This window comes from Stakelama pacifica, from assembly GCF_004361835.1.
GTDB classification, from domain to species: domain Bacteria; phylum Pseudomonadota; class Alphaproteobacteria; order Sphingomonadales; family Sphingomonadaceae; genus Sphingomonas; species Sphingomonas pacifica.
This window is the reverse complement of sequence record NZ_SNWD01000004.1, coordinates 126,843-151,551: the sequence shown is the minus strand read 5'-3', so window position 1 is coordinate 151,551 and position 24,709 is coordinate 126,843. Positions and strand designations below refer to the sequence as shown.

The window sequence follows — 24,709 nt, the reverse complement described above, 5'->3', positions numbered from 1 at the left end:
CGCGGCGGACCGGCGGGCTTTGGGGAAGGCCGCAGGTGTGGGCCGTGGGGGCGGAACGATATGCGGTTTTTGGTGCCATGAACCGGCTCGCACGGCGCGCGTTGCTTGCGCCCGCATTGGCGCTGGCCGGATGCGGCGCGATGATCCGCGACCATCTGATCCACAGCTATATGGGCGTGCCCTTCGATGCGTCGCAAACATCGCCGGAAGTTGCCGCCCTCGCGCGTCGCTCGCTCACTTGGGACAAACAGGCGCAGCTCGATCTGGGCATCGCGTTCGAAGAAGGGCGCGGCGTGGAGAGCGATCTGGATAAGGCCCGTACGCTGTATCGGCTGACCGCAAGCGAGAGCGGTGGGCCTGTGCTGGTACATGTGTCGGGTATCGGTAATGAGCGCGGGCAGATTGTGCAGGTGGGGATGCGCCGAGCTTTCCCGGTCTGGCAGAAGCCGAAGCTCGACTTGAAAAACTAAGAAAAATTCAATCTGGTAATTGATGATTGATCGTTCGGAGTATTCTAGAATGACTTGGGATGCTTATAAAATTGTTAATCCAGATAAACCGAACGAGATATCTCGTCATACTTTAGATCCAGATTCTGAGCTCGAGCTTTTTTCAAAGGAGCGGGCTATGGGCGAATATGTAGACTTTCGCATTGAAGGGAAAAATACTTCCATCGCGTTTTCCGCATCAATGGTTGACTTGACAGAGCGCGAAAAAAAGACGCTTGGTATCAATGAAGCCGTAGTCTGGGCCGTTTTTGCAGGCATTCCGAGCGACGACCAAGAAAAGAAAATGATTTCTGATGCATTGGCAGCTTATAAAATGAGACACGGATTTACAATTAAGAATCTCCCAACGTTTGTAAGATTTGGACGGGACCCGGAGGTTTTTCATGATTGATATGTCGTATGCAGAAGCAATTACTGAGCTGTCAGCCCTGCCGACATGTGGCTGGATCACCCCCGATACAGCGCGCTGAGCCGCTCGCCATACACCTCGTTCAGGACATGGCGTCGGATTTTCAGCGACGGGGTTAGCTGCTTGTTCTCGATCGTGAAGCCTTCGTCGGCAAGGATGAAGCGGCGGACGCGTTCGGTGACTGACAGCCCCTTGTTCACCCGGTCGACCGCCTGACCCAGCGCCGCGCGATAAGCAGGGTTTTCGGCAACCGTGGCCGGATCGCACTTGTCCTGCTGCGCGGCGCACCATTCGGCGGTCCATTCGGCATCGGGAACCAGCACCGCGACCATATAGGGCCGCCGGTCGCCAGCGATCATCGCCTGACCGATCTCGGGTTGCAGCGTCAGCATCCCCTCCACCTTTTGCGGGGCGACATTATCGCCCTTGTCATTGACGATAATGTCTTTCTTGCGATCGGTGATCTTGATCCGCCCTTTGGCGTCGATCACCCCGATATCGCCGGTGTGCAGCCATCCGTCCTTCAGCACCCGGCGCGTCTCCGCCTCGTTGCGCCAATAGCCGTGCATGACGAGTTCGCCGCGCACCAGAATCTCGCCATCCTCGGCGATCCGCACCTCGGTATCGTCCATGGGCGGGCCGACCGTTTCCATCGCCAGCCCGACCTTCGGCCGGTTGCAGGCGATGATCGGAGCTGCCTCGGTCTGGCCATAGCCCTGCAGCAGCGTCAGCCCCAGCGCCTGAAAAAAGCTCCCCACCTCCGGATTCATCGGCGCACCGCCCGATACCATCGCCTTGATCCGCCCGCCGAACTTCGCCTGCACCTTAGGCACCAGCGTCGCTTTCAGCACCATGCGCATCGGCTGGTCGAGCAGCGAGGGGCGCTTTTTTGCCCCGATCGCTGCGGCGCGTTCGAGCAGATATTTGGGCATCTTGCCCTGTTTCTCGATCGCCTTGGTAATCCGGGTGCGCAGCACTTCGAACAGGCGCGGCACCACGACCATGATCGTCGGGCGCACCTCCTCGATATTCGATGCCAGCTTGTCGAGCCCCTCGGCATAACAAATCTGCGCGCCCAGCCCGATCGGGAAGAATTGCCCGCCGGTATGTTCATAGGCGTGGGAAAGCGGGAGGAAGGACAGGAAAACCTCGTCCTCCCACCCGAAATCCTCCGAAATGATCGCGGTGGCGCCTGCGACATTGTGCAGGATCGCGCCATGATGCTGCATAACGCCGCGCGGGGCCCCGCCCGTGCCGCTGGTATAGATGATGCAGGCAAGGTCGCCGCGCCCGAAATTCGCCTGCTGCTCGATCACCGCCGGTTCGGTCGGATGGTTCGCGATCAGCGTGTTCCAGTCGTAAAAGGCCATGCGCCCCGGCTGACCCACGCGCATCGGTTCGATGCCGATCACCACATCGGGCACACCGGAGCGCAGCGCGGCGGGGAGCAACGTCTGGGCAAGCTTCGCGTTCGACACGATGATCGCGCGGCTTTCCGAATTTTCGATGATGTGCAGGTGGTCGCGTTCGGTATTGGTGGTGTAGGTCGGTACCGTGACGCACCCCGCCGCCATGATGGCAAGGTCGGAGATGCACCATTCGGGCCGGTTTTCGCTCACCAGCATCACCCGGTCGCCGGGAACCAGCCCCGCCGCGCGTAGCCCGGCGGCGAGCGAAGCGACCTGCCGCGCTGCCTCTGCCCAGCTGATCGAATGCCACACGCCGTCCGCCTTGTGCGACAGGAAGGGGGCGTCGCCTTTCTCCCGCGCCCGCGTGAAGAACATGGTGACGAGATTGGGGAAATGTTCGAACTGACGCATATCCACTCCTGACCTGCCGTCTGTTTGCGGCGCTGGTCTCTGTTATTCTGCCGGGCGATTCTTGTCGGTTCCGGCGCGTACGATCTTTGTCACCTTGCCGTCTTCGGTCATCGCCACACCTTCGCTACGCGGGTCGGCGGCCCCGACCCAATGGCCGTCGACCCGTTCGATGGCATTCGCCTTCACACCCAGCGGCGCAAGCTTCAGATTTTCGCCCAGCTTTTCCAGCGCGGGCATCATCGCGTCGAACTGCGTATCCGCCTCGGCATAGCCGCCTGCCGAAGGGGCAAAGATCAGCCCGGTGGCGATTGCCTGTTGCGCGCTCATGTCAAAGTCGATGACGCCCATGATCGCTTTTGCCACCTGACCGATGATCGTCGGGCCGCCTGCCGCGCCGACGACCAGACGCACTTTGCCGTCGGGGCCATAGACAATGGTGGGCGACATCGAACTGCGCGGCCTTTTGCCGCCCTCGACCCGGTTGGCGACAAGATAGCCATCCTCTGTCGGCACGATGTCGAAATCGGTCAGCTCGTTGTTGAGGAACGTTCCCTGTACGGCGAGACCCGATCCCCAATAGCCCTCAATCGTGCTGGTGACCGAGGTGACATTGCCCCATTGGTCTGCGGTGGCGATATGGCTGGTCCCCGGAACTTCGCTTTGCGGCGCGGTGATGCGCTTGGGCGCACCGGCGGGCGTTCCCGGCTCGTAGGTGCCAAGCGTCGTATCCGGCGAAATCAGCTGCGACCGCTTTGCCAGATACGCGGGGTTGAGCATCCCCTTTACCGGCACGTGCACATAATCGGGATCGCCGATATACCGGTTGCGATCGGCAAAGGCGAGCCGCTGCGATTCGGCGAACAGATGCCATGCAACGGGGCTGTTCACGCCCATTTTGTGCAGGTCGAAGCGTTCGAGCTGCTTCAGGATCATCAGCACCGTGATCCCGCCCGACGAAGGCGGGCCCATGCTGCAAATCCGATAGCTGCGATAGGGTTCGCACACCGGGTCGCGCTGCTTTGCCTGATAGCTGGCAAGATCGCCCAGCGTCATTTTCGACGGGTTGCGCGCGGCATTGTTGACCTTGTTCACAATCTGCTGCGCGACCGGACCGACATAGAAGGAATCGGCACCGCGATCTGCAATCGACTGCAACAGATCGGCCTGAGCCGGATTTTGCAGCCATGTGCCGACGGGCAGCCAGTTGCCATCCGCATCGGTGAAGATTTTTTTCGCGTCCGCCTCGATATGATCGCCGCCCATGACAAAGGCGCGATACAGGCGCGGCGTTATGACGAAACCGCCGCGGGCGAGCCGGATCGCCGGTTCGAACAGCTTCGCCCAAGCGAGCCGCCCGAAGCGCTCATGCGCCTCTGCCCACATGCGAAGATCGCCCGGCACGCCGACGCTGCGCCCGCCCGGCACTGCTTCGGCATGGGTGAGCGGTTTGCCGTCCTTGTCGTAAAACCATGTGTCGGTCGCCGCATGGGGAGCGGTTTCGCGACCGTCAAAGCTCGTCGTGGTGCCGATCTTGCCGTCCGAATGGAGCAGGAAGCTGCCCCCGCCAATGCCCGAATTATAAGGTTCGACCACGTTGAGCGCGAGCATGGTGGCGATCGCGGCATCGACCGAACTGCCGCCTTCGCGCAGGATTTCGACGCCCGCTGCTACGGCGCGCGGATCGGCTGCGCTGACGATCCCCTGATCGCCTTTGTCTGCCTCGGCAGGGGCGGCGGGGGTCTGGGCGGGAGCAGCGACAGGCGCGATCAGCGCGGCGAACAGGAAGAGGGCGCGTTTCATGGTGCCAATGGGTAACGCGCTGGCTCGGTTAGGCAAGAGGGGGTGGCGTCAGGCGAGGCCGCGAACGATGCGGCGGGGCAGGCCCGGACCGTGATAGATCAGCGCCGAATAGAGCTGTACCAGCGTCGCTCCGGCGGCAAGGCGAAGCCGTGCCTCCTCCGCGCTGTCCACCCCGCCCGCCGCGATGATCGGCAGCGCGCCTGCTGCTGCCTCGACAGCGATTTCCAGTTTTTCGCGCGCCAGTCTGCGCAGCGGCGCACCCGACAGCCCGCCGGTTTCGCCGCGACTGCCCGACGTCAGCGAGGCGGGGCGCGAAATCGTGGTGTTGCCGACGATCAGCGCATCGGCCTTTCCGGCGATCGCGGTTTCGGTGATCGCGCGAAGCTGTTCATTCTCAAGGTCGGGAGCGACTTTCAGAAAGAGCGGGCGACGGCCCCATTCCCCGCTCCGCGCCGAATCGCACCCGGCCAGCAACTCGCGAAGCATCGCCGGGTCCTGCAAATCGCGCAAGCCCGGCGTGTTGGGCGAACTGACATTGATCGTCACATAATCAGCGTGCGGTGCCGCCTTTGCCACGCCATGCGCATAATCGGCGATGCGATCGGTCGAATCCTTGTTCGCGCCGACATTGACGCCAAGCACGCCCTTGCGCTTCGCCGCCCTGATTCTCGGCAGCGCGGCGTCGATCCCGCCATTGTTGAAACCCATGCGATTGATGATTCCATCATCCTCGCGCAGCCGGAACAGACGTGGGCGTGGATTTCCCGGCTGGGGGCGGGGTGTCAGCGTGCCCACCTCGACATGTCCGAAGCCAAGCCCCAGAAATCCGTCGATCGCCTGCGCATCCTTGTCCAGCCCGGCGGCAAGCCCGACTGGGTTGGGAAAGGTCAGCCCGGCAATCGTCACTTCGCGGCCCTGTTCCGGGCCACCGGCAAGCCCGCTCGCGCCCCAGCGCTTCATCGCGGCGATGGTCAGATGATGCGCGCGCTCTGCATCGAGCGCGAAGAGAAGCGGGCGGGCTGGATAAGACATGGACACAGCCTTTCGCATCGCTTTGCCGCTTCGTCAAAGCGATGGTTGACGCAGAGGCGAAGCATCGCCACATGGCAATCGGAGCGAATTGATCCGATTTGAGAATGGTTCGCAAATAGCAGCGCGTCAGGAGCGAATGAGACTTTCCAGCCTAGCCGATTATGCGGTCGTGATGATGGCCGCCGCAGCGCGCCATTGCGGCGCGAGCGGGCGGCTGAACGCGACTCTGATTGCGCAGGAAACGGCGCTCCCGCTGCCCACGGTGCAAAAGCTGGTGAGCAAATTGTCCTCGGCGGGGCTGATCGAATCGACGCGCGGGACGGGCGGCGGCTTTCGCCTGACCCGGCCGCCCGCCGCGATCAACCTTGCCGATATTGTCGAGGCCATTGAGGGGCCGATCGCACTGACCGCCTGTGTCGACCATTCGCGCGGCGATTGCGCGGTGGAATCGAGTTGCTCGGTCCGCCCGCACTGGGCAGTCGTCAACGGCGCGGTGCGCGGCGCACTCGCCGATATTTCGCTTGCATCGCTTACCCATAATCCCGTTCGCCCTGATCCTGTCGAAGGGCGGTCCTTTTCTTCATCTGCTGCCAAAGAGGGCGGGGCTTCGACAAGCTCGGCCCAAACGGCAGCGGGAGTATCATGATGGCTACCAAGAACGCAGAGGCGCTCGCCGCCGCGAACAAGAAATATGAATGGGGATTCTCCTCGGACGTCGAGCAGGAGCTCGCGCCAAAGGGGCTGAACGAGGACACCGTTCGCTATATCTCGGCCAAGAAGGAAGAGCCCGAATGGATGCTCGACTATCGGCTGAAGGCGTTCGCCATGTGGAAGGAGATGGTCGAACCCGACTGGGCGAAGCTCGACATCCCGATGGTCGATTATCAAAACGCCTATTATTACGCCGAGCCGAAAAAGAAGCCGTCGCTCAAAAGCCTCGACGAGCTCGATCCGGAGATCAAGCGGACGTACGAAAAGCTCGGCATCCCGATCGAGGAGCAAAAGGTGCTCGCCGGGGTCGAGGGCGCGCGCAAGGTCGCGGTTGATGCGGTGTTCGATTCGGTTTCGGTCGCCACCACCTTCCGCAAGGAGCTGGAGGATGCGGGCGTCATCTTCCTGTCGATTTCAAAAGCGATCCAGAAGCATCCCGAACTGGTCAAAAAATGGCTGGGCAAGGTCGTGCCGACGCGCGACAATTTCTTCGCCTGTCTGAACGCGGCGGTCTTTTCGGATGGCACCTTTGTTTACATTCCCGAGGGCGTTCGCTGCCCGATGGAGCTGTCGACCTATTTCCGCATCAATGCCGAAAATACCGGCCAGTTCGAACGCACGCTAATCGTCGCCGACAAGGGCAGCTATGTCAGCTATCTCGAAGGCTGCACCGCGCCGATGCGCGATGAAAACCAGCTTCACGCCGCGGTGGTCGAACTGATCGCTCTCGACGATGCCGAGATCAAATATTCGACCGTTCAAAACTGGTATCCGGGCGATGAGAACGGCAAAGGCGGCATCTATAATTTCGTCACCAAGCGCGCGCTGTGTCAGGGCAAGAATTCGAAGGTGAGCTGGACGCAGGTCGAAACCGGCAGCGCGATCACCTGGAAATATCCCAGCTGCGTGCTGAACGGTGAAAACAGCGTCGGCGAATTCTATTCGGTCGCGGTGACCAATGGCCGGCAACAGGCCGATACGGGCACCAAGATGATCCATAACGGCAAGAACAGCCGTTCGACGATCATCTCGAAGGGGATCAGCGCGGGCCGCAGCGACAACACCTATCGCGGGCTGGTCCGCGTCGGGCCGTCGGCGGAAAATGTCCGCAACTTCACCCAGTGCGACAGCCTGTTGCTCGGCGATCAGTGCGGCGCGCATACCGTGCCCTATATCGAGGTGAAGAACCCCAGCGCGCAGATCGAACATGAAGCGACAACCTCGAAAATCTCCGAGGACCAGCTGTTCTACGCGATGCAGCGCGGGCTGGACGAGGAAGCGGCGGTCGCGCTGATCGTCAACGGATTCGCCAAGGAAGTGCTGAAACAGCTTCCGATGGAATTCGCGGTCGAAGCGCAGAAGCTGCTCGGTATCTCGCTGGAAGGAAGCGTGGGGTGATCCTCGCCGCGCTGTCCCTTCTCCTGACCGCGCAGACGGTGCCCGAGGAAACCGTCGGCGACGAAATCGTCGTCGAGGCGAAGGCCGGGCTGGTGACGCTGGTATTCGACCGGCGCGCTGGCGGCGGCCTTGCCAATTGCCGGGTGTTGAAGGGCAGCGGGGTGAAGCGGATCGACGCGACCGCCTGCGCCGATTTTCTCGACTGCGTTTCGGACGATGCGAAGAGCGCGTGCGGTAATGCCGCGCCCGAACAGCTCGCCGCGATCCGGCGTGAAATGCCCGACAGCAGTGACGGAAAACCGCGCTTCACCATTCCGAAGCTGGTCCAGCCCGAAAAGCCCAAAATTCCGGCGGTCGGCCCGGTCGGTGGTGGTGACGACGACACCGCCAGCGATCAGATCGTGAAGCTGCCGCCCAAACCCGAAGACAAGACATTCTCACCGGCCATCACGATCAGCGGATCGTCGCCGCCATGCCGAAATCAGGAACTGCCATGCTGAAAATCGAAAATCTTCACGCCGCGATCGACGGCAAGGAAATCCTCAAAGGGCTGAACCTCGAGGTCGCCGCTGGTCAGGTCCATGCGATCATGGGACCGAACGGTGCAGGTAAATCGACGCTTGGCTATGTGCTGGGCGGTCGCCCCGAATATGAAGTGACCGACGGATCGGTGACATTTGCGGGCGAAGCGCTGCTCGATATGGAAGCGCATGAACGCGCCGCCGCCGGGTTGTTTCTGGGCTTTCAGTACCCGGTCGAAATTCCCGGTATCTCGAACGTGCAGTTTCTGCGTGAAGCGCTGAACGCACAGCGCGCATCGCGCGGCGAAGGGCCGCTGTCGGGCGCCGAATTCCTGAAGCTCGCCCGCGCTCAGGCGGATGCGCTCGGCATGGATCAGGAAATGCTCAAACGCCCGGTTAATGTGGGCTTTTCGGGCGGAGAGAAGAAGCGCAACGAGATGGTCCAGATGGGCATTCTCGATCCCAAATTCGCGATCCTCGACGAAACCGATTCCGGCCTCGATATCGACGCGCTGAAGGCGGTGGGCGAGGGGATCAACCGTATCATGCGCAAGCCCGACAAGGGCGTGTTGCTCATCACCCATTATCAGCGGCTGCTCGATTATGTGGAGCCGGACGTGGTGCATGTACTGGTCGATGGCCGCATCGTGCGTTCGGGCGGGCCGGAACTGGCGGTTGAGCTCGAACGCGAAGGCTATGCCGAGGTGACCGCATGACCGGAACGCTCGACCTTCCCACCAAACGTCAGGAGGCGTGGAAATGGTCGGACATGGCTGCGCTGGAAGCGGCGGCCCGGTCCGATCACACCGCCCCCGATGTCGTGCCGTCCGCGCTGTTCCTCGATATCGAAGGGCCACGCCTTGCCTTTATCGACGGAGTGTTCGATCCGACGCACAGCCGTCCCGGCCCGGTGCAGGTCACCGCGATCGGAGAGGCAAGCGAGCATCCGCTCGGCCGCCTCGCAGCAGGCGAGGGCTGGCGGCTCAGCCTCGACAAGGGGGCGGCGACCGAGACAATCCAGATCGTCCATATCGGCACCGGCGCGGACAATCATGTGCCTGCCCGAATCGAACTGGGCGAAGATGCGACCGCGTCAGTCGTGGAAAGCTATGCCGGAACCGGCTGGGCCAACCGCCTGACGCAGATCAGCCTTGCGCGCGGCGCGCGGCTGATGCGCTCGGTGCGGCTGATGCAGTCGGCTGGTTTCGTGTCGATCCGCGATGAGGCGAATGTTGCCGAGGCGGCGAGCCTTGTGTCGGTCTTCCTTGGCGCAGGTGGAATGGGTAGCCGTATCGATGGCGCGATCCGTGCGTCGGGTACGGGTGCCTATGCCGAAATGGGCGGCGCGCTGCTGACACGCGGCGAGCAGCGGCAGGAGGCGGCGGTCGTCGTCGATCATGCCGAACCCGAAGGGTCGAGCCGCCAGATCTGGCGCGCGGTCGCTGCCGATACGTCGGTCGCCAGCCTCGCCGCGCGGGTAGAGGTCAAGCGCCATGCCCAGAAGACCGACGGCGAACAATCGCTTCGCGGCCTGCTGCTCGACCGCACGGCACAGGTAAATCTGAAGCCTGAGCTGGAAATCTTCGCCGATGACGTGAAATGCGCGCATGGCGCGACGGTCGGCGAACTCGACAAGCGCGCATTGTTTTACCTCGAAAGCCGGGGGCTGTCGAAGGGCCGCGCCCGCGCGCTCCTGACCCGCGCCTTTGTGGGCGACGCGATGGACCGGATCGGCGAGGAAGCGGTGCGCGAGGCATTCGCCGAAGATGCAGGCCGCTGGCTGGAGGCTGCATTGTGATGACCATCACCACCGACACCCGCCCGCTCGACGTGCTCGCCGATTTTCCGGCGATCCCGGAAGGCTGGGCGTATCTCGATACCGCCGCGACGGCACAAAAGCCGAAGCCGGTGATCGACGCGATCACGAGTGCCTATGGCGAAAGCTATGCGACCGTGCATCGCGGCGTGTATCAGCGCTCAGCCGATATGACGCTCGCGTACGAAGCGGCGCGGCGCAAGGTCGCCAGCTTCCTCAACGCAGGTTCGGCCGACGAGATCGTGTTCACGCGTGGCGCGACCGAGGCGATCAATCTGGTCGCGCAATGCTGGGCGGGAAGCCAGTTGAAGGTGGGCGACCGTATCCTGCTCTCAGCGCTCGAACATCATTCCAATATCGTGCCCTGGCAGATGGTGGCGGAGCGCGTTGGTGCCGAGATCGATGTCGTGCCGTTGACCGAAGATCACCGCATCGATCTCGACGCGATGGCGGCGATGATTACCGACCGGCATAAGCTGGTTGCGCTCGCGCATATCTCGAACGTGCTGGGATCGGTGCTCGATGCGCGCCGCGCCGCCGATATCGCGCATGGCGCGGGCGCGAAGCTATTGCTCGACGGGTGCCAGGCGGTGCCGCGCATGGGCGTCGATGTCGCTGCGCTCGATTGCGATTTCTATGCGTTCAGCGGGCATAAGCTCTACGGCCCGACCGGTATCGGCGCGCTCTGGGCGCGGCCCGAATTGCTGGAGGCCATGCCCCCGTATCAGGGCGGCGGGTCGATGATCGACAAGGTGACGTTCGAACGCACGACCTACGCCCCCCCGCCGGGACGGTTCGAAGCGGGTACGCCGCACATCGTCGGTGCGCTCGGCCTTGCCGCCGCGATCGACTATGTCAGCGGCATCGGCCTTGATCGCATTCATGCGCATGAGGCTGCGCTGGTGCGACAGGCACGCGAGGCGCTGTCGCGGATCAATTCGGTGCGTCTGTACGGACCCGAAGATTCCGCCGGCATCGTCAGTTTCACGATAGCGGGGGTACATCCCCATGACATCGGCACCATATTGGACGAAAGCCGCGTCGCGATCCGCGCCGGCCATCATTGCGCGCAGCCGCTGATGGAGGTGCTGGGCGTCGATGCCACCGCCCGCGCCAGTTTCGGCGTCTATAACAGTGCTGCGGATGTCGATGCGCTCGCTGAGGGCATGGAAAGAGTTACGAGGATTTTCGGATGAGCGACGAACAGCAAGGCAGAATCGCGGTCGAGGAAGTCGCGGCGGTCGATCCCGCGCCGCGCGCGCGCGTCGAGGATGCGCAGCGCGACGACGCCGCGACCGCCCGCGAAACCTATGAGCGCAAGCGCGACTATCTCGACGGATTTCTCTCGCAAAGGCCCGAGGCAATGCCTGCGGGGCAACCGGGCGGCGAAATCTATGACGCGGTCATCGACGCGCTGAAGGATATTTACGATCCCGAAATCCCGGTGAACATCTATGATCTGGGGCTGATCTACGGTGTCGATGTAGCGGAAGGCGGCCATGTCGCGGTGACGATGACGCTGACCACGCCGCATTGCCCGGTCGCCGAATCCATGCCCGCCGAGGTCGAGCTGCGCGTCGGCTCGGTTCCGGGCGTGGGGCAGGCGGAGGTCAATCTCGTCTGGGACCCGCCCTGGGACCCGGCCAAGATGAGCGACGATGCAAAGCTCGAACTGGGCATGCTTTAAGAAGGTTCGGCCACAATGCTATGCTGGCCGGGGAAGGAAGATAATCATGGCGACCAGAACCCGCGAACGCCCCGCAGCGGTGAAGCTGACACCGGGCGCTGAACAGCGCATCGCCGATCTGATGGCGCGTGCGCCGGAAGGTTCGATCGGGGTGAAGCTTTCGACGCCGCGGCGCGGCTGTTCGGGGCTTGCCTATTCGGTCGATTATGTGACTGAGGCGAACCCGATGGACGAACGCATCGAAACGCCCGGCGGGGTGTTCTTTGTCGACGCTGCATCGGTCCTGTATCTGATCGGGTCGACCATGGACTGGCAGGAGGATGATTTCACCGCCGGGTTCGTGTTCAACAACCCCAATGCCACCGGCATGTGCGGCTGTGGTGAGAGCTTCACCATTTGAGCGAAGACGATGAAGCGGCGGCAGCGCGCAGAGATCGGCGCACTCGCAACCTGAAACGTGCCGGTCTTGCCGCCACGATCCTGCTAGCGCCCGGCGGTTTCTTGCTCGGCAGCGCGCTTGTCTGGCGCTATTACCGGGCCCGGCGCGCGAGCACGCCGGATCAGCAGACCGACTGACGCAGGCCATGGCGGGGGGCGCTACTCCACAGGATCAACCGGCGGCGCGGCGCGGATTTCGCGCGGTGCTGCATAATCTCGGCTGGCTGGTCGCCAATCGCGGGCTGGTCGGGCTGTTGTCGCTCGTCTATCTCGCCATTGCCGCGCGCTCGCTGGGCGTTGCCGATTTTGGTCGGTTTTCGCTGATTACCGGGGCGTCGCGCGCTCTCGCCACGATGGTGGGGTTCCAGACCTGGCAGATCGTCGTGCAATATGGCGTCGCACCGCTGCATGCGGGGGACAAGGCCCGGCTGGGGCGGCTGTTCCGCGCCTGCGGGCTGCTCGATTTTGCCACTGCGCTGGTCGGAATCGCGATCGGGGTCGCGATCCTCGCGGTCTGGGGCGGCAGTTTCGGGATCGACGACGCGCTGATGGGCCAGACGCTGATGTTTCTGGTGGTGCAGCTGGTCACCGTGCGTTCGATGCCGCTGGGCGCGCTCCGGCTGCAGGACCGGTTTGCCGAGGCTGCGTTCGCCGACAGCATGACCGGCATCGTGCGGCTCATCGGGGCGGTGGCGGTGCTGCTGATCGGCGCGCGGGTCGAGAATTTTCTCTATGCCTGGGCAGCGGCGGAGATTGCGACGGCGGCGGCCTTCTGGTGGATGTTCGCGCGCGGCGGCAATCTGGCGCTGACGTTAAAATCGCGCGCGCCGATCCAGGCGGTGCTGGCGGAGAATCCGGGCATTGCCCGCTTCTCGATATCGACCAGCGGCAGTTCGACCCTCGGCCTTGCCTCGACTCAATTGCCGCTGCTGCTCGTCGGCGGTTTTGTCGGTCCCGCGGCCGCCGGTATCTTCCGGCTGGCATTCCAGATCGCCAATGCGCTGACCAAGCTGTCGCAGCTGCTCGTCCGCGCGGGCTTCCCCGAAATCGTGCGCGCGGTGCGCAGCGGTACCGGCAATCTGTCCCGCACCATCTGGCGCATGTTCGCGGGATCGAGCCTTGCCGCCGGAGCGATCATGCTGCTGACCTTCGCCATTGGTCAGCCGGTGCTGGCGCTGGTCGGCGGGAAAGGCTTCGGCGCTGCATATCCGATCCTGTTATGGCTGACGGCTGCCGGGTGTATCGGACTTGCCGGGGTGAGTTTCGAACCAGTGCTGATGGCGGGCGACCACGCCGTCACTGCCTTTGTCGCACGCTGCATCGGCGTCGTCGCGCTGATCGGCGCGATGGTCGCGCTGATGCCCGCCATGGGCGGCGAGGGGGCGTCGATCGGGGTGTTTATCGGATCGGTGGTCACGACATTGCTGCTCGGGCTGGCGACGCTGCGGTTCGGACGAAAGGCACAGGCGAACGCAGACGGGTTGCAATCCGGACCAGCCGGGCCATAGCGGCGTCATGTCTTCTGGAACCGTGCCGAGCCGCCTGATCGTGATGGGCGACAACACCACCCGCCTGTGGGGCCTTAGCAGCTATGAGCGTATCGAACGTCTTGCCGATAAAGCGGGCGTGGGCGGTCCGAAAGCCGATACGACCTCGCTCTGGGCGGATCAGGGCTATGCCTTCGATCCGCTATGGATGACCCATGCCATGGCGACGCCGCGCTTATGGGTGATGCATGGCGACCGGCCGGTGCTGGTACGCGATGAAGCGGCGCTGCTGCCGCGGATCGCGGGCGAAGCGATGCTGCCCCCCGAGGGCGCGAGCGTGTACCGGATCGAGGACCGCCCGACGCTGTACAATGAATCGCTGCGCAAACAGCAACAGCCCTTTTTCGAACCGCTGGTTCCCGGCAATGTCGCCCGGCTCGAGCGCGAAAGCTATTATGGCGCCTATAAGGGCGTCACTGACATTCTGACCAAATATCTCTGGCCCGAACTGGCCTTTCACCTCACCCGGCTCGCCGCGCGGCTGCGCATGACGCCGAATATGGTGACGGTGCTCGGCGCGATCGGGTGTATCGCCGCGACCTTTTTCTTTCTGTACGGTCACTATTGGGCGGGCGTCGCGGTCGGTTTCGTGTTCATGGTGTTCGACACGGTCGACGGGAAGCTTGCCCGCTGCACCGTCACGTCGAGCTTTTGGGGTAATATTTTCGATCATGGGATCGATCTGGTCCATCCGCCCTTCTGGTGGGTGGCATGGGCGCTTGGCCTGTCGCATCATGGCCTTGCTTACAGCGCGACAACCTTTGGATGGGTCACCGGTACGATCCTGATCGGCTATGTCGTTCAGCGCCTGATCGAGGGCTGGTTCATCAAACGCTTCGGATTTCACATCCATGTCTGGCGCAAATTCGACAGCGATTTCCGCCTCGTGACCGCGCGGCGCAACCCGAATATGATCCTGCTGGTCGGCAGCTTGGTGTTCGGTCGCCCCGATATCGGGCTGATCCTGGTTGCATGGTGGACCGGCCTGTCGCTGCTCGTCCATTTCTGGCAGGTCATCACTGCCGAGCTGCAACAGGCGCGCGGCGAACCCGTCACCTCATGGCTGGAGGGCTGAACCCATGAACGCAACGATCGAGAAATTCGGCTATCCCGCAACGCTGATCCGCGAATGGCAGCATTGGGTGCTGCTGCTGCGGCCGGCGCAGCCGACGCTGGGAAGCTGTGTGCTTGCCGCGCGCTCGGACGCGACTGCGTTCGGCGATCTGCCTGCGGCAGCGCATGCCGAGCTGAAAAGCGTGACCAGCGAGCTGGAAGCGATGCTGAGCACTGCGGTCGGGTATGAAAAGCTCAACTATCTGATGCTGATGATGGTCGACCCCCATGTCCATTTCCACGTCATCCCGCGCTATGAGGGCGCGCGTTCGCACGACGGAGTGGCATATCCCGATTCGGGGTGGCCCAAAGTGCCGGACCTTTCGAGCGCGGTGACGCCCGATGAGGATGCGCGCGACCGGCTGGTCAGCTGGCTGAAGGACTGTTTCTGATCGCTGCTGTCACCCCGCCGCCCAGCGGTCGGTGAGGCGTGTCGCAATCTCGATATCGTTGAGGAAATCGACCTCTGCCCAGTCCTGTCCTTCGATCGAGCAGGTGCCGACCTTGCCCGTGGGCGCCAGCATGTCGATGATTTTCAGATACCAGTTTTCGACGCCTGCGGGGGTGCGCATCACCTGACGCACTTTTTCGCGGAACAGCGCGCCGCCCTCGCCGCGAAAAGCAAGGAAACCGATCGATTCGGCATCGCTTTGCTGCGCGCTCAGCGTCTTGCCGATCGCCAGCAGCTGATCGCCGCGCCGTGAAACTTTCATGTCGTCGCTATCATAATGCGGTTTCACGTCGACCGTGACGGTGATCGGCCATTTCGATTGATTCTCAACCACCTGAGCGACGATTTCCTCCGAAATCAGCGTGTCGCCGTTCAGGATCAGAAACTCGCCCGCCATCGCGTCGCGCGCAATCCAGCAACTGCCCAGATTGTCCGCAACCTTGTAAAAAGGATTGAAATGCACGGTGATCGAAATCCCCTCGCGCCGGATCGAATCGAGCTCGTGCTCGACCATGTCGGTCATGAAGCCGGTGACGATGTGAAAATCGCGTACGCCCCGCCGCGATAGCATGTGAATCTGCCACGCGATCAGGGACTTGCCGGAAAAATCGATCAGGCATTTGGGCCGGTCGGCCGTCAGCGGCAACAGCCGCGATCCCTGACCCGCGCTGAGGATGATAGCCTTTTCGATCATGTTATTCCCTCGCGAAACCCTATTGGCGAGGCGCGAAAAAACCGCGCCGGGGCGTTGCAGATAGGGATCGAATTGCCATCTGGCAAAGCGGCGACAAATCAATTACAGAACGCGCTCGTTCAGTATGACGAAAGAATGACTCTGTTATTGCACGCCGCTTTTGAAGGGCAACAGGAGCAGAATCTTGACCAAAGGATGGATGATTTCGGCGGCGGCGCTGGCCGCGCTTACCGTCGCGACTCCCGCGCTGGCCGATCAGGGGTGCACCGGGACTGCGGGCAATGGCGCGGTGAAGCTGACGGTCGTCGCGACCAATTTGAAAAATGCCGATGGTGAGGTTGCGTTCAGCATCTATCCCGACAGCCGCAGCAAATTTCTGGCCTCGCACGCATATATCGCGCGGGCGCGCATCCCCGCAAAGGCGCCGAACACGACAACGTGTTTCTGGCTGCCGCCGGGTCATTATGCCGCTGCGCTGTATCATGACGAAAATGCCGATCACGATTTCAATCGCACCCTGTTCAAGATCAAGGAAGGATTCGGCTTTTCGAACGACGCGCCGACGACGCTCGGCCTGCCCTCGTTCGACAAGGTTCGATTCGAACTTCCTGCGGCAGGGCGAACGATCCAGGTGAAGATGCGCTATTCGCGCTAAATCCGGACGTCCCTTGTGACAAATCCGTAACGGTAGCATGAAAATAATCGGTCTTTATTATTGCATTGCGGTAATTTGTTCCGCGTAAGGGCTGGAAAATCGAGCGGAATCGCATATCTGCTATGTTTCAATAATTTTACAGTGGCGAGAAAGTTGAGCGAAGCGCCTTCCTTGCGCGCCGGCCTGTCAGGTGAGGCGGAACTGCTACGTCGCGACGCAGCGTCGCGGCGCGCACTCGCGCCTGCGCCGGTCCGCGCGGGGCGGATTCGCGATCTTGCCCGGCCCGATCCCGCCCGGGTGCCGGAGCGTTCGGCACGCATCGCGATGATCAGCAATCCGCGCAGCCATCGCAACGGAACAGGCGCGGTTTCGGCGCCGGGGCAGGAAATTCTGTATCGCGCTCCCGGCACCAAGGCCGAGCTGGAGGCAGCAATTGCCGACTTCGCCGCGCGCAGGGTCGATGTGATCATCATTCATGGCGGCGACGGCACGGTGCGCGATGTGCTGAGCGCTGCGCGCCGGGTGTATAGCAGCGCGCTGCCCAAATTCGCGATCCTTCCGGCGGGCAAGACCAATGCGGTGGCGATCGATCTCGGCATGTCCGCCGATGTGACTCTCGATCGCCTCATCGACGCTATCCGGCGGGATGAGATACGCGAGCGCACGCCGCTGGAAATCTGGCGGGAGGGCGAAAGTTCGCCTGCGCAGACCGGATTTTTGTTCGGCGCGGGTGCATTCGTTCGCGCGACCTCGCTTGCCCAGCACACACATCGTTTCGGTGCGTTCGAAGGGCTGGCGGTCGGCCTCTCGCTCGTCGCCAGTATCGGCCAGACCCTGTTCGGGTCGAAGGATCGCGGCTGGCGCGCAGGGGACGCGATGACGATCGGCGGCGATGTCGAAATGGCCGGTCGGTTCTATATTCTGCTCTGTTCGACGCTCGACCGTTTTCCGCTCGGGCTGAAACCCTTTGGCCGGCTCGGGCAGGGAATGAAGCTGCTTGCGGTCGATGCGCCGCCGCGCCAGATGCTGCGCCGGGTGCCGATGCTGCTGGCCGGGCGGCAGAACGAAGCGATGGAGCGCAAGGGCTATCGCCATCGCGCCGCCGAAACGCTGGAGATCGGGATCGAAAGCGATTTCATCCTCGACGGCGAAACCTATCCCGGCGGTGCGCTGACGCTTCGCCGCGGCGCACCGCTTCGCTTCGTGGTGGCGTGATGGACCGGCTGCGCGCCCGCATCCTGCAGTCGCTCGACATGCCGGTCGGGCGCGATATCCGCGAAGCGGCAGCGCTGCTCGCGCAGCGGCGCGGCGGCTGTGCGGTGCTGTTCTACGGTTCGGTGTTGCGCACCGGCGACATGGACGGCGTACTCGACTTTTATGTGCTGACGCCGGGCAGGTCGGACGCGATGGACCGGCTGATATGGCCGCATGTCAGCTTCGCCGAATTGCCGGTGAGCAGCGGCCGGATCGTGCGCGCGAAAGTCGCGACGATGCCGCTCGACATTTTCGGCGAAGCGGCGGCGGGCGAGATGGTCGATACGACGATCTGGACGCGCTTCGTTCAGCCGAGCGCGCTTGTCTGGGTGAGCGACTGGGCATCGCGCCGGGCAGTCGAGGATGCGATCTGCTCCGCCGCGATGACTGCTGCCTCCTTCGCCGCGATGCTGGGCGAGGAGCAGGGAAGCGCGCGCGATTATTGGGGCGCGCTGTTCCGCCAGACCTATACGCTGGAACTGCGCGTCGAAAAGCCGGGGCGTGAGCGGCAGATCCTCGACAACAACCCGCAATGGTTCGATGACCTGCTTCCGCTCGCCTGGGATGCGGCGGGGATCGCGCATGACCGGCGCGGTGCCATCTACGCGCCGCGCCTGGCGCCCGAACGCTGTCGCAGATTGTTCGATCAGTGGGTCGCCCGGCAGAAGACCGGCAAATGGCTGAACGCAGCGCGGCTGCTCAAGGCTGGTTTCACGTTCGAAGGCGCCACCCGCTACGCGCTGTGGAAGATCGAGCGGCATACCGGCATCGGCCTTCGCCTTACCCCATGGCGCGAACGCCATCCGGTGCTCGCTGCACCTGGCGTATTGTTCCAGCTGTGGCGCAGAACCGCGACCAAATGAGCTTCACCGCGCTGGTGCTGGCCGGGTCGCGCGGCGGCGACGATCCGCTCGCGCGCCATGCCGGGGTGAGCGACAAGGCGCTGATCGAATTTAACGGCGAAACGATGCTCGCCCGCGTGGTGGCGGCGCTGCGTGCGGCAGGGGCGGGCCGAATCGCCGTGTCCTTTTCGAGCGAGGCGGTGGCGGACCATGCCCGCGCCCTTGGCGTCGAAACGATCCCCGCCGCGCCGGGTCCGAGCGAAAGCGTTGGCCGTGCCTTTGAAGCGCTCGGCGCGCCGCTGCTCGTCACCACGGCGGATCATGCGCTGTTGCGTCCCGAATGGATTACCCGTTTCGTCGCCGATGTCCCCGGCGACGCGGATGTCGCCGCGCTGCTCGCCGAACGGCGCGTTATCGAGGCCGAAGTGCCGGAGACCCGGCGGACCTATCTGCGCTTCGCTGACGGGCAGTGGTCGGGCTGCAACCTGTTCTGGCTGGCCAGTGACCGCGCAGCCAATGCGTTGACGCTGTGGCGCAGCGTGGAGGCGGATCGCAAACGCCCCTGGCGGATCGTTCGCCGGTTGGGGCCGGGGCTGTTGCTGCGCTATCTCTTCGGGCGGCTGACGCTCGATGCGGCGCTCGCCGCGCTGGGCCGCACCGCCGGAGTGCGGGCAACGGCGGTAGCGTCTCCTTTCGGTCTCGCCGCAGTCGATGTCGACAAACCCGACGACATCGCGCTGGTCGCGCGCCTGATCAGGGCTCGTTCGCCAGCGATTTGAGCCGGTAGAGCGTATCCAGCGCCTCACGCGGGCTGAGCGCGTCGACGTCCAGCGCGGCGAGTTCGTCGCGCAACGCATCGACCGCTGCCTCTTCCTGTTCGGCGGCGGCGGCGAAGAGCGGCAGATCGTCGAGCCCCGCAGCCAGCCCGCCGGTCTTTTCCCGCCCCGCTTCCAGCTTCGACAGTACCGCCTGCGCGCGCTTCACCGTGGCGGGCGGCATTCCGGCGAGCCGCGCCACGGCAAGGCCGTAGCTGCGATCCGCCGGCCCCTCCGACACTTCGTGGAGCAGGACCAGATCACCCTTCCATTCGCGTGCGCGAACATGGTGGAGCGACAGCGCGTCGCAGCGTTCGGCAAGCCGGGTGAGCTCATGATAATGCGTCGCGAACAGGCAGCGGCAGCGATTATCCTCATGAATTGCCTCGACCACCGCCCAGGCGATGGCGAGCCCGTCATAGGTGCTGGTCCCGCGCCCAACCTCGTCGAGGATCACGAAGCTGTTCGGCGTCGCTTGTGCAAGAATCGCGGCGGTTTCGACCATTTCGACCATGAAGGTCGATCGCCCGCGCGCGAGATTGTCCGACGCGCCGACCCGGCTGAACAGTCGGTCGACCCGCCCCAATGTCGCGCTCGCCGCCGGAACATAGCTGCCCGCCTGCGCCAGCACCGCGATCAGCGCGTTCTGGCGCAGAAAGGTCGACTTACCACCCATATTGGGACCGGTGACGAGCCAGAGGCGGGACTGTTCGGACAGAGTGCAGTCATTGGCAACGAAGCGCTCGCCGCTTTTGGCCAGCGCCGCCTCGACCACCGGATGCCGCCCGCCGACAATGTCGAAACAGGGATGATCGACCAGCGCGGGCCGCGCCCATCCGCCCTCCGCCGCGCGTTCGGCAAGTCCCGCCGCGACATCGATCCGGGCAAGCGCATCGGCGGTCGCGGCAATCGCCTCGCGCGTTTCCAGCGCACGCTCGGTCAGATCTTCGAGATGCGCAGCTTCCGCCGCCAGTGCATGCGCGCCCGCCTGAGTCACTTTCAGGGCAAGGTCGTGCAGTTCGGGCGCGTTGAAGCGCACCACCCCGGCCAGCGTCTGGCGATGGGTGAAGCCGCTGTCCGGCGCCATCAATCTGTCGGCGGATCGCGACGGCACCTCGATATGATAGCCAAGCACCCCGTTATGTTTGATCTTCAGATTCGCGATACCGGTCTCATCGCGATAGCGCGCTTCTAGCGCCGCGAGCGAGCGTCGCCCGCCCGCACCGGTCGCACGCAGATCGTCGAGCGCTGCGTCATAGCCCTCGGCAATATACCCGCCTTTGTCGGCATCGACCGGCGGATCGGGCACCAGCGCACGGGTGAGCAGATCGATCAGCGCGCCATGACCGCGAAGCTGCGGCGCGAGCTCAGCGAGCAGCGGCGGCACCGCATCGATCCTGCCCAGCGTCTCGCCCAGTTGCCATGCGCCGTCCAGCCCGTCGCGAAGCTGGCCCAGATCGCGCGGACTGCCGCGCCCCGCCGCCAGCCGCCCCAGCGCTCGACCGATATCGGGCATGGCGCGAAGCGCGCTGCGGGTGCGATCGCGCAGGATCGGATCGTCATGAAACCGCTGCACAAGCGCCAGCCGCGCCTCGATTGCGGTGCGGTCCATCAGCGGGGCGGCGATATCCTGCGCCAGCAATCGCGCGCCCGCGCCGGTCACCGTGCGGTCGGCAGCGTCGAGCAGGCTGCCCTTGCGGCTCCCCTGCGCGCTCAGCGTCAGTTCGAGGCTTTCGCGAGTCGCGGCATCGACCGCCATGCAGCTATTCGCATGGCTGCATTGCGGCGGGCGCAAAAAGGGGAGCGATCCCTTGGCCGTATGGTCGAGATAGGCGACCAGACCTCCCGCCGCAGCGAGCGCCGCGCGCGAAAACTGCCCGAACCCGTCCAGAGTTGCGACGCCGTGCAGCTGTTTCAGCCGATCCTCGCCGCGTGCGCTGTCGAAATCGATCGAGGGGCGCAGCGTAGTGGCGAGCGCATCGAAGCCGCTCGCTTCGGACGCAATCACCTCAGCAGGGTTCAGCCGGGCGATCTGAGCGCTCAGCGCGTCCGCGTTGGTTTCGATCACCTCGAACCGGCCGGTCGAAATATCCGCCGCCGCGACCGCAACGGCACCGCCCGCTTCGCCGATCGCGACGCACCAGTTCGCGCTGCGGCTGTCGAGCAGCGATTCCTCGGTCAGCGTGCCCGCCGTAACGACGCGGACGATCGCGCGGTCGACCAGCGCTTTCGATCCGGCGCGCTTCTTCGCTTCTTCGGGTGTTTCGACCTGATCGGCGATCGCGACGCGGTGGCCTGCCTTGATCAGCCGGGCGAGATACGCCTCTGCCGAATGCGCGGGCACGCCGCACATCGCGACCTTTTCGCCGTCATGCTCGCCCCGCGCGGTCAGCGCGATGTCGAGGCACGCAGAGGCGACCTTCGCATCGTCGAAGAAAAGTTCGAAAAAGTCGCCCATGCGATAGAAGAGCAGGCAATCGCCGGCCTCTTCCTTCAGCTTCAGATACTGGGCCATCATCGGGGTAGGTGCGGACATCGCCGCCAGCGGTAGCGCAGCAAGCCGCTCGCATAAACCGCCTTCGACACGGCATTGCTATGGTCGATATAAAAAAGCGCGTGCTTGCCTTCGACAAGTGCGGCTCTATCGGTCTAAGGGCAGGCGAAACGAAATGTAGAGGATGCGATGGCCGACGAATCCAACGTGCAGTTTTCAGAGCGCGAGGCGCTGCTTTTTCATTCCGAAGGCCGCCCCGGCAAGATTGAGATCGTAGCGACAAAGCCGATGGCTTCGCAGCGCGATCTGGCGCTTGCCTATTCGCCCGGCGTTGCGGTGCCGGTGCGCGCCATCGCGGAGGACCCGCAGACTGCCTATGACTATACGTCGAAGGGCAATCTGGTCGCGGTGATCTCGAACGGCACGGCGATTCTCGGTCTCGGCAATCTGGGCGCGCTGGCGTCGAAGCCGGTGATGGAGGGCAAGGCGGTCCTGTTCAAACGCTTCGCCGATGTCGATTCGATCGACCTTGAACTGAAGACCGAGGATGTCGACCGCTTTATCGATGCGGTCGAACTGCTCGAACCCAGTTTCGGCGGCATCAATCTGGAAGATATCGCCTCGCCCGCCTGTTTCGTGATCGAACAGACGCTGCGCGAGCGGATGAACATCCCGGTGTTCCATGACGATCAGCATGGCACCGCGATCATCGCGGCGGCTGGCCTGATCAATGCGCTTCACCTGACCGGGCGTGACATCAAGGATACGAAGGTCGTGGTGAACGGCGCTGGCGCCGCTGCTATTGCGTGCGCCGACCTTATCAAGGCGATGGGCGTGCGTCAGGAAAATATGCTGATGCTCGACCGGTCGGGCGTGCTGTATGAAGGGCGCGGCGACATCAATCAGTGGCAATCGACCCATGCGGTCGATACCGACAAGCGCACGCTGGCCGACGCGCTCGACGGGGCGGACGTCTTCCTTGGCCTGTCGGCGGCGGGGGCGCTGCCCGCCGAGCATCTGAAAAAAATGGCGAAGCAGCCGATCGTGTTCGCGATGGCCAATCCCGATCCCGAAATCACGCCGCCCGAAGCCAAAAAGGCGCGGCCCGATGTCATTATCGCGACCGGGCGGTCGGATTATCCGAATCAGGTCAACAACGTCCTTGGCTTCCCGTTCATCTTTCGCGGCGCGCTCGATGTGCGGGCGACCACGATCAACGACGAGATGAAGATCGCGGCGGCCGAAGCGCTTGCCGCGCTCGCGCGCCAGCAGGTGCCCGAGGAAGTGGCGACCGCCTACGGCGTGCAGCACAGCTTCGGGCGCGATTATATCATTCCGGCACCGTTCGATCCGCGCCTGATGGAAATCGTGCCGCCTGCGGTTGCGAAAGCGGCGATGGATACCGGCGTTGCGACCAAGCCGATCCTCGACCTCGACGCGTATGCCCAGACGCTGAAAGGCCGCCTCAACCCGACGACGCAGGTGCTCAGCCTTGCCTATGAAGGCGCGCGGGCGCGTCCGAAGCGGGTTATCTTTGCCGAGGCGGAAGAGGAGGTCGTGCTGCGCGCGGCGATTGCGTTCCGCGACGGTGGCTATGGTACGCCGGTGCTGGTCGGCCGCGACGATGTGCGCCAGCGGCTGCTGGACGTCGGCGTCGACGATCCCGACAGCTTCGAACTGCACAATAGCCGCCATTCGCCGCTGGTGCCGCAGATGGTCGATTTCCTGTATAACCGGTTGCAGCGTCGCGGCTATCTGCGCCGCGATTGCGAACGCATGGTCAATCAGGACCGCAACATCTTCGGCGCGCTGCTGCTCCAGCTGGGGCAGGGCGATGCGATGATCACCGGCATCACCCGCACCTATGCGCAAACGATCCGCGAAATTCGCCGCGTCATCGACCCGCTGCCGGGCCGCACCCCCTTTGGCATCCACATTCTGGTGGGTAAGAGCCATACGGTGTTCATTGCCGACACCACGGTAAATGAACGGCCCAACGCCGAAGAGCTCGCCGAAATCGCTGAACAGACCGCGCATGTTGCCCGCCGTATGGGCCACGAACCGCGCGTGGCGTTTTTGAGCTATTCAAACTTCGGCAACCCGCCGGGGCAGTGGCTCGACAATCTGCGTGCTGCCGTGAAGGTTCTGGAGGACCGTCAGGTCGGTTTCGAATTTGAAGGCGAAATGGCGCCCGATGTTGCGCTCAACCCGCAGCAACAGGCCAATTATCCGTTCGCGCGGCTTTCGGGTCCTGCGAACGTGCTGATCATGCCGGGCCTGCAATCGGCGAATATCTCGGCCAAATTGCTGCGCGAACTGGGCGGCGATTCGATGATCGGCCCGATGCTGATCGGCATCGAAAAGCCGGTGCAGATCGCGCCGATGACCTCGAGCGCGAACGAACTGGTGACACTGGCGGTGCTCGCAGCGGGCGGTATGGTGGATTGAGGTTTCGGGGGGGCACCGTCCGCCTCCCCGACTGTTCGTGTCAAGCGAAGTCGAGATACGTCTGACTCGCAATGCGCTTCTCGACTACGCTTCGCAAGCGAACGGGTTCTGCCAACCCAAATCGTTTGTCCTGAGCGGCTGCCGCAGGCAGCCAGTCGAAGGACCGTTTTTCTTACCCGAGGGGTGAAGAAGAACCGCACCCTTCGACTACCTGCCAGGGCGGGCCTCGGGACGGCGCTTCGACAATCTCAGCGC

24 protein-coding genes are annotated in these 24,709 nt (G+C 63.5%); 19 read left to right on the top strand and 5 right to left on the bottom strand.

Going from position 1 to position 24,709, the window contains the following annotated elements:
* Nucleotides 1-77: 77 nt before the first annotated feature.
* Together EV664_RS08260 and EV664_RS08255 are read left to right on the top strand one after the other, a co-directional pair.
* Nucleotides 78-470, top strand: a complete 393-nt coding sequence (locus tag EV664_RS08260; RefSeq protein ID WP_133495217.1) for a hypothetical protein — start codon at nucleotides 78-80, stop codon at nucleotides 468-470.
* Between the two features lie 49 nt (nucleotides 471-519).
* Nucleotides 520-900 (top strand): hypothetical protein, encoded by a 381-nt coding sequence (locus EV664_RS08255; RefSeq protein ID WP_211338487.1) that lies wholly within the window; start codon nucleotides 520-522, stop codon nucleotides 898-900.
* 56 nt (nucleotides 901-956) lie between these two features.
* Here the strand turns inward: EV664_RS08255 and EV664_RS08250 are convergent, their stop codons facing one another.
* The 3 genes from EV664_RS08250 to EV664_RS08240 are packed head-to-tail and all read right to left on the bottom strand — an operon-like array spanning nucleotide 957 to nucleotide 5,570.
* Nucleotides 957-2,738 (bottom strand): AMP-dependent synthetase/ligase, encoded by a 1,782-nt coding sequence (locus tag EV664_RS08250; RefSeq protein WP_133495215.1) that lies wholly within the window; start codon nucleotides 2,736-2,738, stop codon nucleotides 957-959.
* A 42-nt stretch (nucleotides 2,739-2,780) separates the two neighbouring features.
* Complete coding sequence (gene ggt / locus EV664_RS08245) at nucleotides 2,781-4,538, bottom strand: gamma-glutamyltransferase (protein ID WP_133495214.1); 1,758 nt, start codon at nucleotides 4,536-4,538, stop codon at nucleotides 2,781-2,783.
* Between the two features lie 48 nt (nucleotides 4,539-4,586).
* A complete protein-coding gene (locus EV664_RS08240) occupies nucleotides 4,587-5,570 on the bottom strand; it encodes a quinone-dependent dihydroorotate dehydrogenase (protein WP_133495213.1) in 984 nt (327 codons plus the stop codon).
* Nucleotides 5,571-5,706: 136 nt separating this feature from the next.
* Between EV664_RS08240 and EV664_RS08235 the strand changes: the two genes are divergently transcribed.
* From EV664_RS08235 to EV664_RS08180, 12 genes are read left to right on the top strand one after another with little or no spacing between them, the layout of a single operon-like run.
* The gene (locus tag EV664_RS08235) at nucleotides 5,707-6,216 is read left to right on the top strand and encodes an SUF system Fe-S cluster assembly regulator (protein ID WP_133495212.1); all 510 of its coding nucleotides are present in this window, start codon (nucleotides 5,707-5,709) and stop codon (nucleotides 6,214-6,216) included.
* Entirely contained in the window at nucleotides 6,216-7,679 is a 1,464-nt protein-coding gene (gene sufB / locus EV664_RS08230; protein ID WP_133495349.1) for a Fe-S cluster assembly protein SufB, read from the top strand. The genes EV664_RS08235 and sufB overlap by 1 nt, the downstream gene beginning before the upstream one ends.
* Entirely contained in the window at nucleotides 7,676-8,179 is a 504-nt protein-coding gene (locus EV664_RS08225; RefSeq protein WP_133495211.1) for a hypothetical protein, read from the top strand. Before sufB ends, EV664_RS08225 begins: the two co-directional genes overlap by 4 nt.
* A complete protein-coding gene (gene sufC / locus EV664_RS08220) occupies nucleotides 8,173-8,916 on the top strand; it encodes a Fe-S cluster assembly ATPase SufC (RefSeq protein ID WP_133495210.1) in 744 nt (247 codons plus the stop codon). Before EV664_RS08225 ends, sufC begins: the two co-directional genes overlap by 7 nt.
* Nucleotides 8,913-9,998 carry a SufB/SufD family protein gene (locus tag EV664_RS08215; RefSeq protein ID WP_133495209.1) on the top strand — a complete coding sequence of 362 codons (1,086 nt, stop codon included), beginning with the start codon at nucleotides 8,913-8,915 and terminating at the stop codon, nucleotides 9,996-9,998. The genes sufC and EV664_RS08215 overlap by 4 nt, the downstream gene beginning before the upstream one ends.
* On the top strand, nucleotides 9,998-11,212 hold the full coding sequence (locus EV664_RS08210) for a cysteine desulfurase (RefSeq protein ID WP_133495208.1): 1,215 nt from the start codon (nucleotides 9,998-10,000) through the stop codon (nucleotides 11,210-11,212). Before EV664_RS08215 ends, EV664_RS08210 begins: the two co-directional genes overlap by 1 nt.
* Nucleotides 11,209-11,703, top strand: coding sequence for an SUF system Fe-S cluster assembly protein (locus EV664_RS08205; RefSeq protein WP_133495207.1), 495 nt, complete (start codon nucleotides 11,209-11,211; stop codon nucleotides 11,701-11,703). Before EV664_RS08210 ends, EV664_RS08205 begins: the two co-directional genes overlap by 4 nt.
* Before the next feature lie 46 nt (nucleotides 11,704-11,749).
* On the top strand, nucleotides 11,750-12,103 hold the full coding sequence (locus tag EV664_RS08200; RefSeq protein ID WP_133495206.1) for a HesB/IscA family protein: 354 nt from the start codon (nucleotides 11,750-11,752) through the stop codon (nucleotides 12,101-12,103).
* Nucleotides 12,100-12,279, top strand: coding sequence for a hypothetical protein (locus EV664_RS08195; protein WP_133495205.1), 180 nt, complete (start codon nucleotides 12,100-12,102; stop codon nucleotides 12,277-12,279). The genes EV664_RS08200 and EV664_RS08195 overlap by 4 nt, the downstream gene beginning before the upstream one ends.
* A gap of 8 nt (nucleotides 12,280-12,287) precedes the next feature.
* Nucleotides 12,288-13,649: a lipopolysaccharide biosynthesis protein gene (locus tag EV664_RS08190; RefSeq protein ID WP_133495204.1), complete on the top strand. Its 1,362-nt coding sequence runs from the start codon at nucleotides 12,288-12,290 to the stop codon at nucleotides 13,647-13,649.
* Between the two features lie 7 nt (nucleotides 13,650-13,656).
* The gene (locus EV664_RS08185; protein ID WP_133495203.1) at nucleotides 13,657-14,763 is read left to right on the top strand and encodes a CDP-alcohol phosphatidyltransferase family protein; all 1,107 of its coding nucleotides are present in this window, start codon (nucleotides 13,657-13,659) and stop codon (nucleotides 14,761-14,763) included.
* Between the two features lie 4 nt (nucleotides 14,764-14,767).
* Complete coding sequence (locus EV664_RS08180; RefSeq protein ID WP_133495202.1) at nucleotides 14,768-15,193, top strand: HIT family protein; 426 nt, start codon at nucleotides 14,768-14,770, stop codon at nucleotides 15,191-15,193.
* Nucleotides 15,194-15,202: 9 nt separating this feature from the next.
* On the opposite strand, the gene EV664_RS08175 is transcribed toward EV664_RS08180, so the two are convergent.
* Nucleotides 15,203-15,946, bottom strand: coding sequence for a phosphocholine cytidylyltransferase family protein (locus tag EV664_RS08175; protein WP_133495201.1), 744 nt, complete (start codon nucleotides 15,944-15,946; stop codon nucleotides 15,203-15,205).
* A 184-nt stretch (nucleotides 15,947-16,130) separates the two neighbouring features.
* On the opposite strand from EV664_RS08175, the gene EV664_RS08170 reads away from it, so the two are divergent.
* The 4 genes from EV664_RS08170 (at nucleotide 16,131) to EV664_RS08155 (ending at nucleotide 19,476) form a co-directional block, all read left to right on the top strand.
* Nucleotides 16,131-16,601, top strand: coding sequence for a DUF2141 domain-containing protein (locus tag EV664_RS08170; RefSeq protein WP_211338486.1), 471 nt, complete (start codon nucleotides 16,131-16,133; stop codon nucleotides 16,599-16,601).
* 153 nt (nucleotides 16,602-16,754) lie between these two features.
* A complete protein-coding gene (locus EV664_RS08165; RefSeq protein ID WP_133495200.1) occupies nucleotides 16,755-17,816 on the top strand; it encodes a diacylglycerol/lipid kinase family protein in 1,062 nt (353 codons plus the stop codon).
* Nucleotides 17,816-18,718 (top strand): hypothetical protein, encoded by a 903-nt coding sequence (locus EV664_RS08160; protein ID WP_133495199.1) that lies wholly within the window; start codon nucleotides 17,816-17,818, stop codon nucleotides 18,716-18,718. The genes EV664_RS08165 and EV664_RS08160 overlap by 1 nt, the downstream gene beginning before the upstream one ends.
* On the top strand, nucleotides 18,715-19,476 hold the full coding sequence (locus EV664_RS08155; protein WP_133495198.1) for an NTP transferase domain-containing protein: 762 nt from the start codon (nucleotides 18,715-18,717) through the stop codon (nucleotides 19,474-19,476). Before EV664_RS08160 ends, EV664_RS08155 begins: the two co-directional genes overlap by 4 nt.
* On the opposite strand, the gene mutS is transcribed toward EV664_RS08155, so the two are convergent.
* Complete coding sequence (gene mutS / locus EV664_RS08150; protein ID WP_133495347.1) at nucleotides 19,451-22,030, bottom strand: DNA mismatch repair protein MutS; 2,580 nt, start codon at nucleotides 22,028-22,030, stop codon at nucleotides 19,451-19,453. The two genes, EV664_RS08155 and mutS, sit on opposite strands and share 26 nt — an antisense overlap.
* Before the next feature lie 165 nt (nucleotides 22,031-22,195).
* Between mutS and EV664_RS08145 the strand changes: the two genes are divergently transcribed.
* Nucleotides 22,196-24,454 (top strand): NADP-dependent malic enzyme, encoded by a 2,259-nt coding sequence (locus EV664_RS08145; protein WP_133495197.1) that lies wholly within the window; start codon nucleotides 22,196-22,198, stop codon nucleotides 24,452-24,454.
* Nucleotides 24,455-24,709 lie beyond the last annotated feature (255 nt).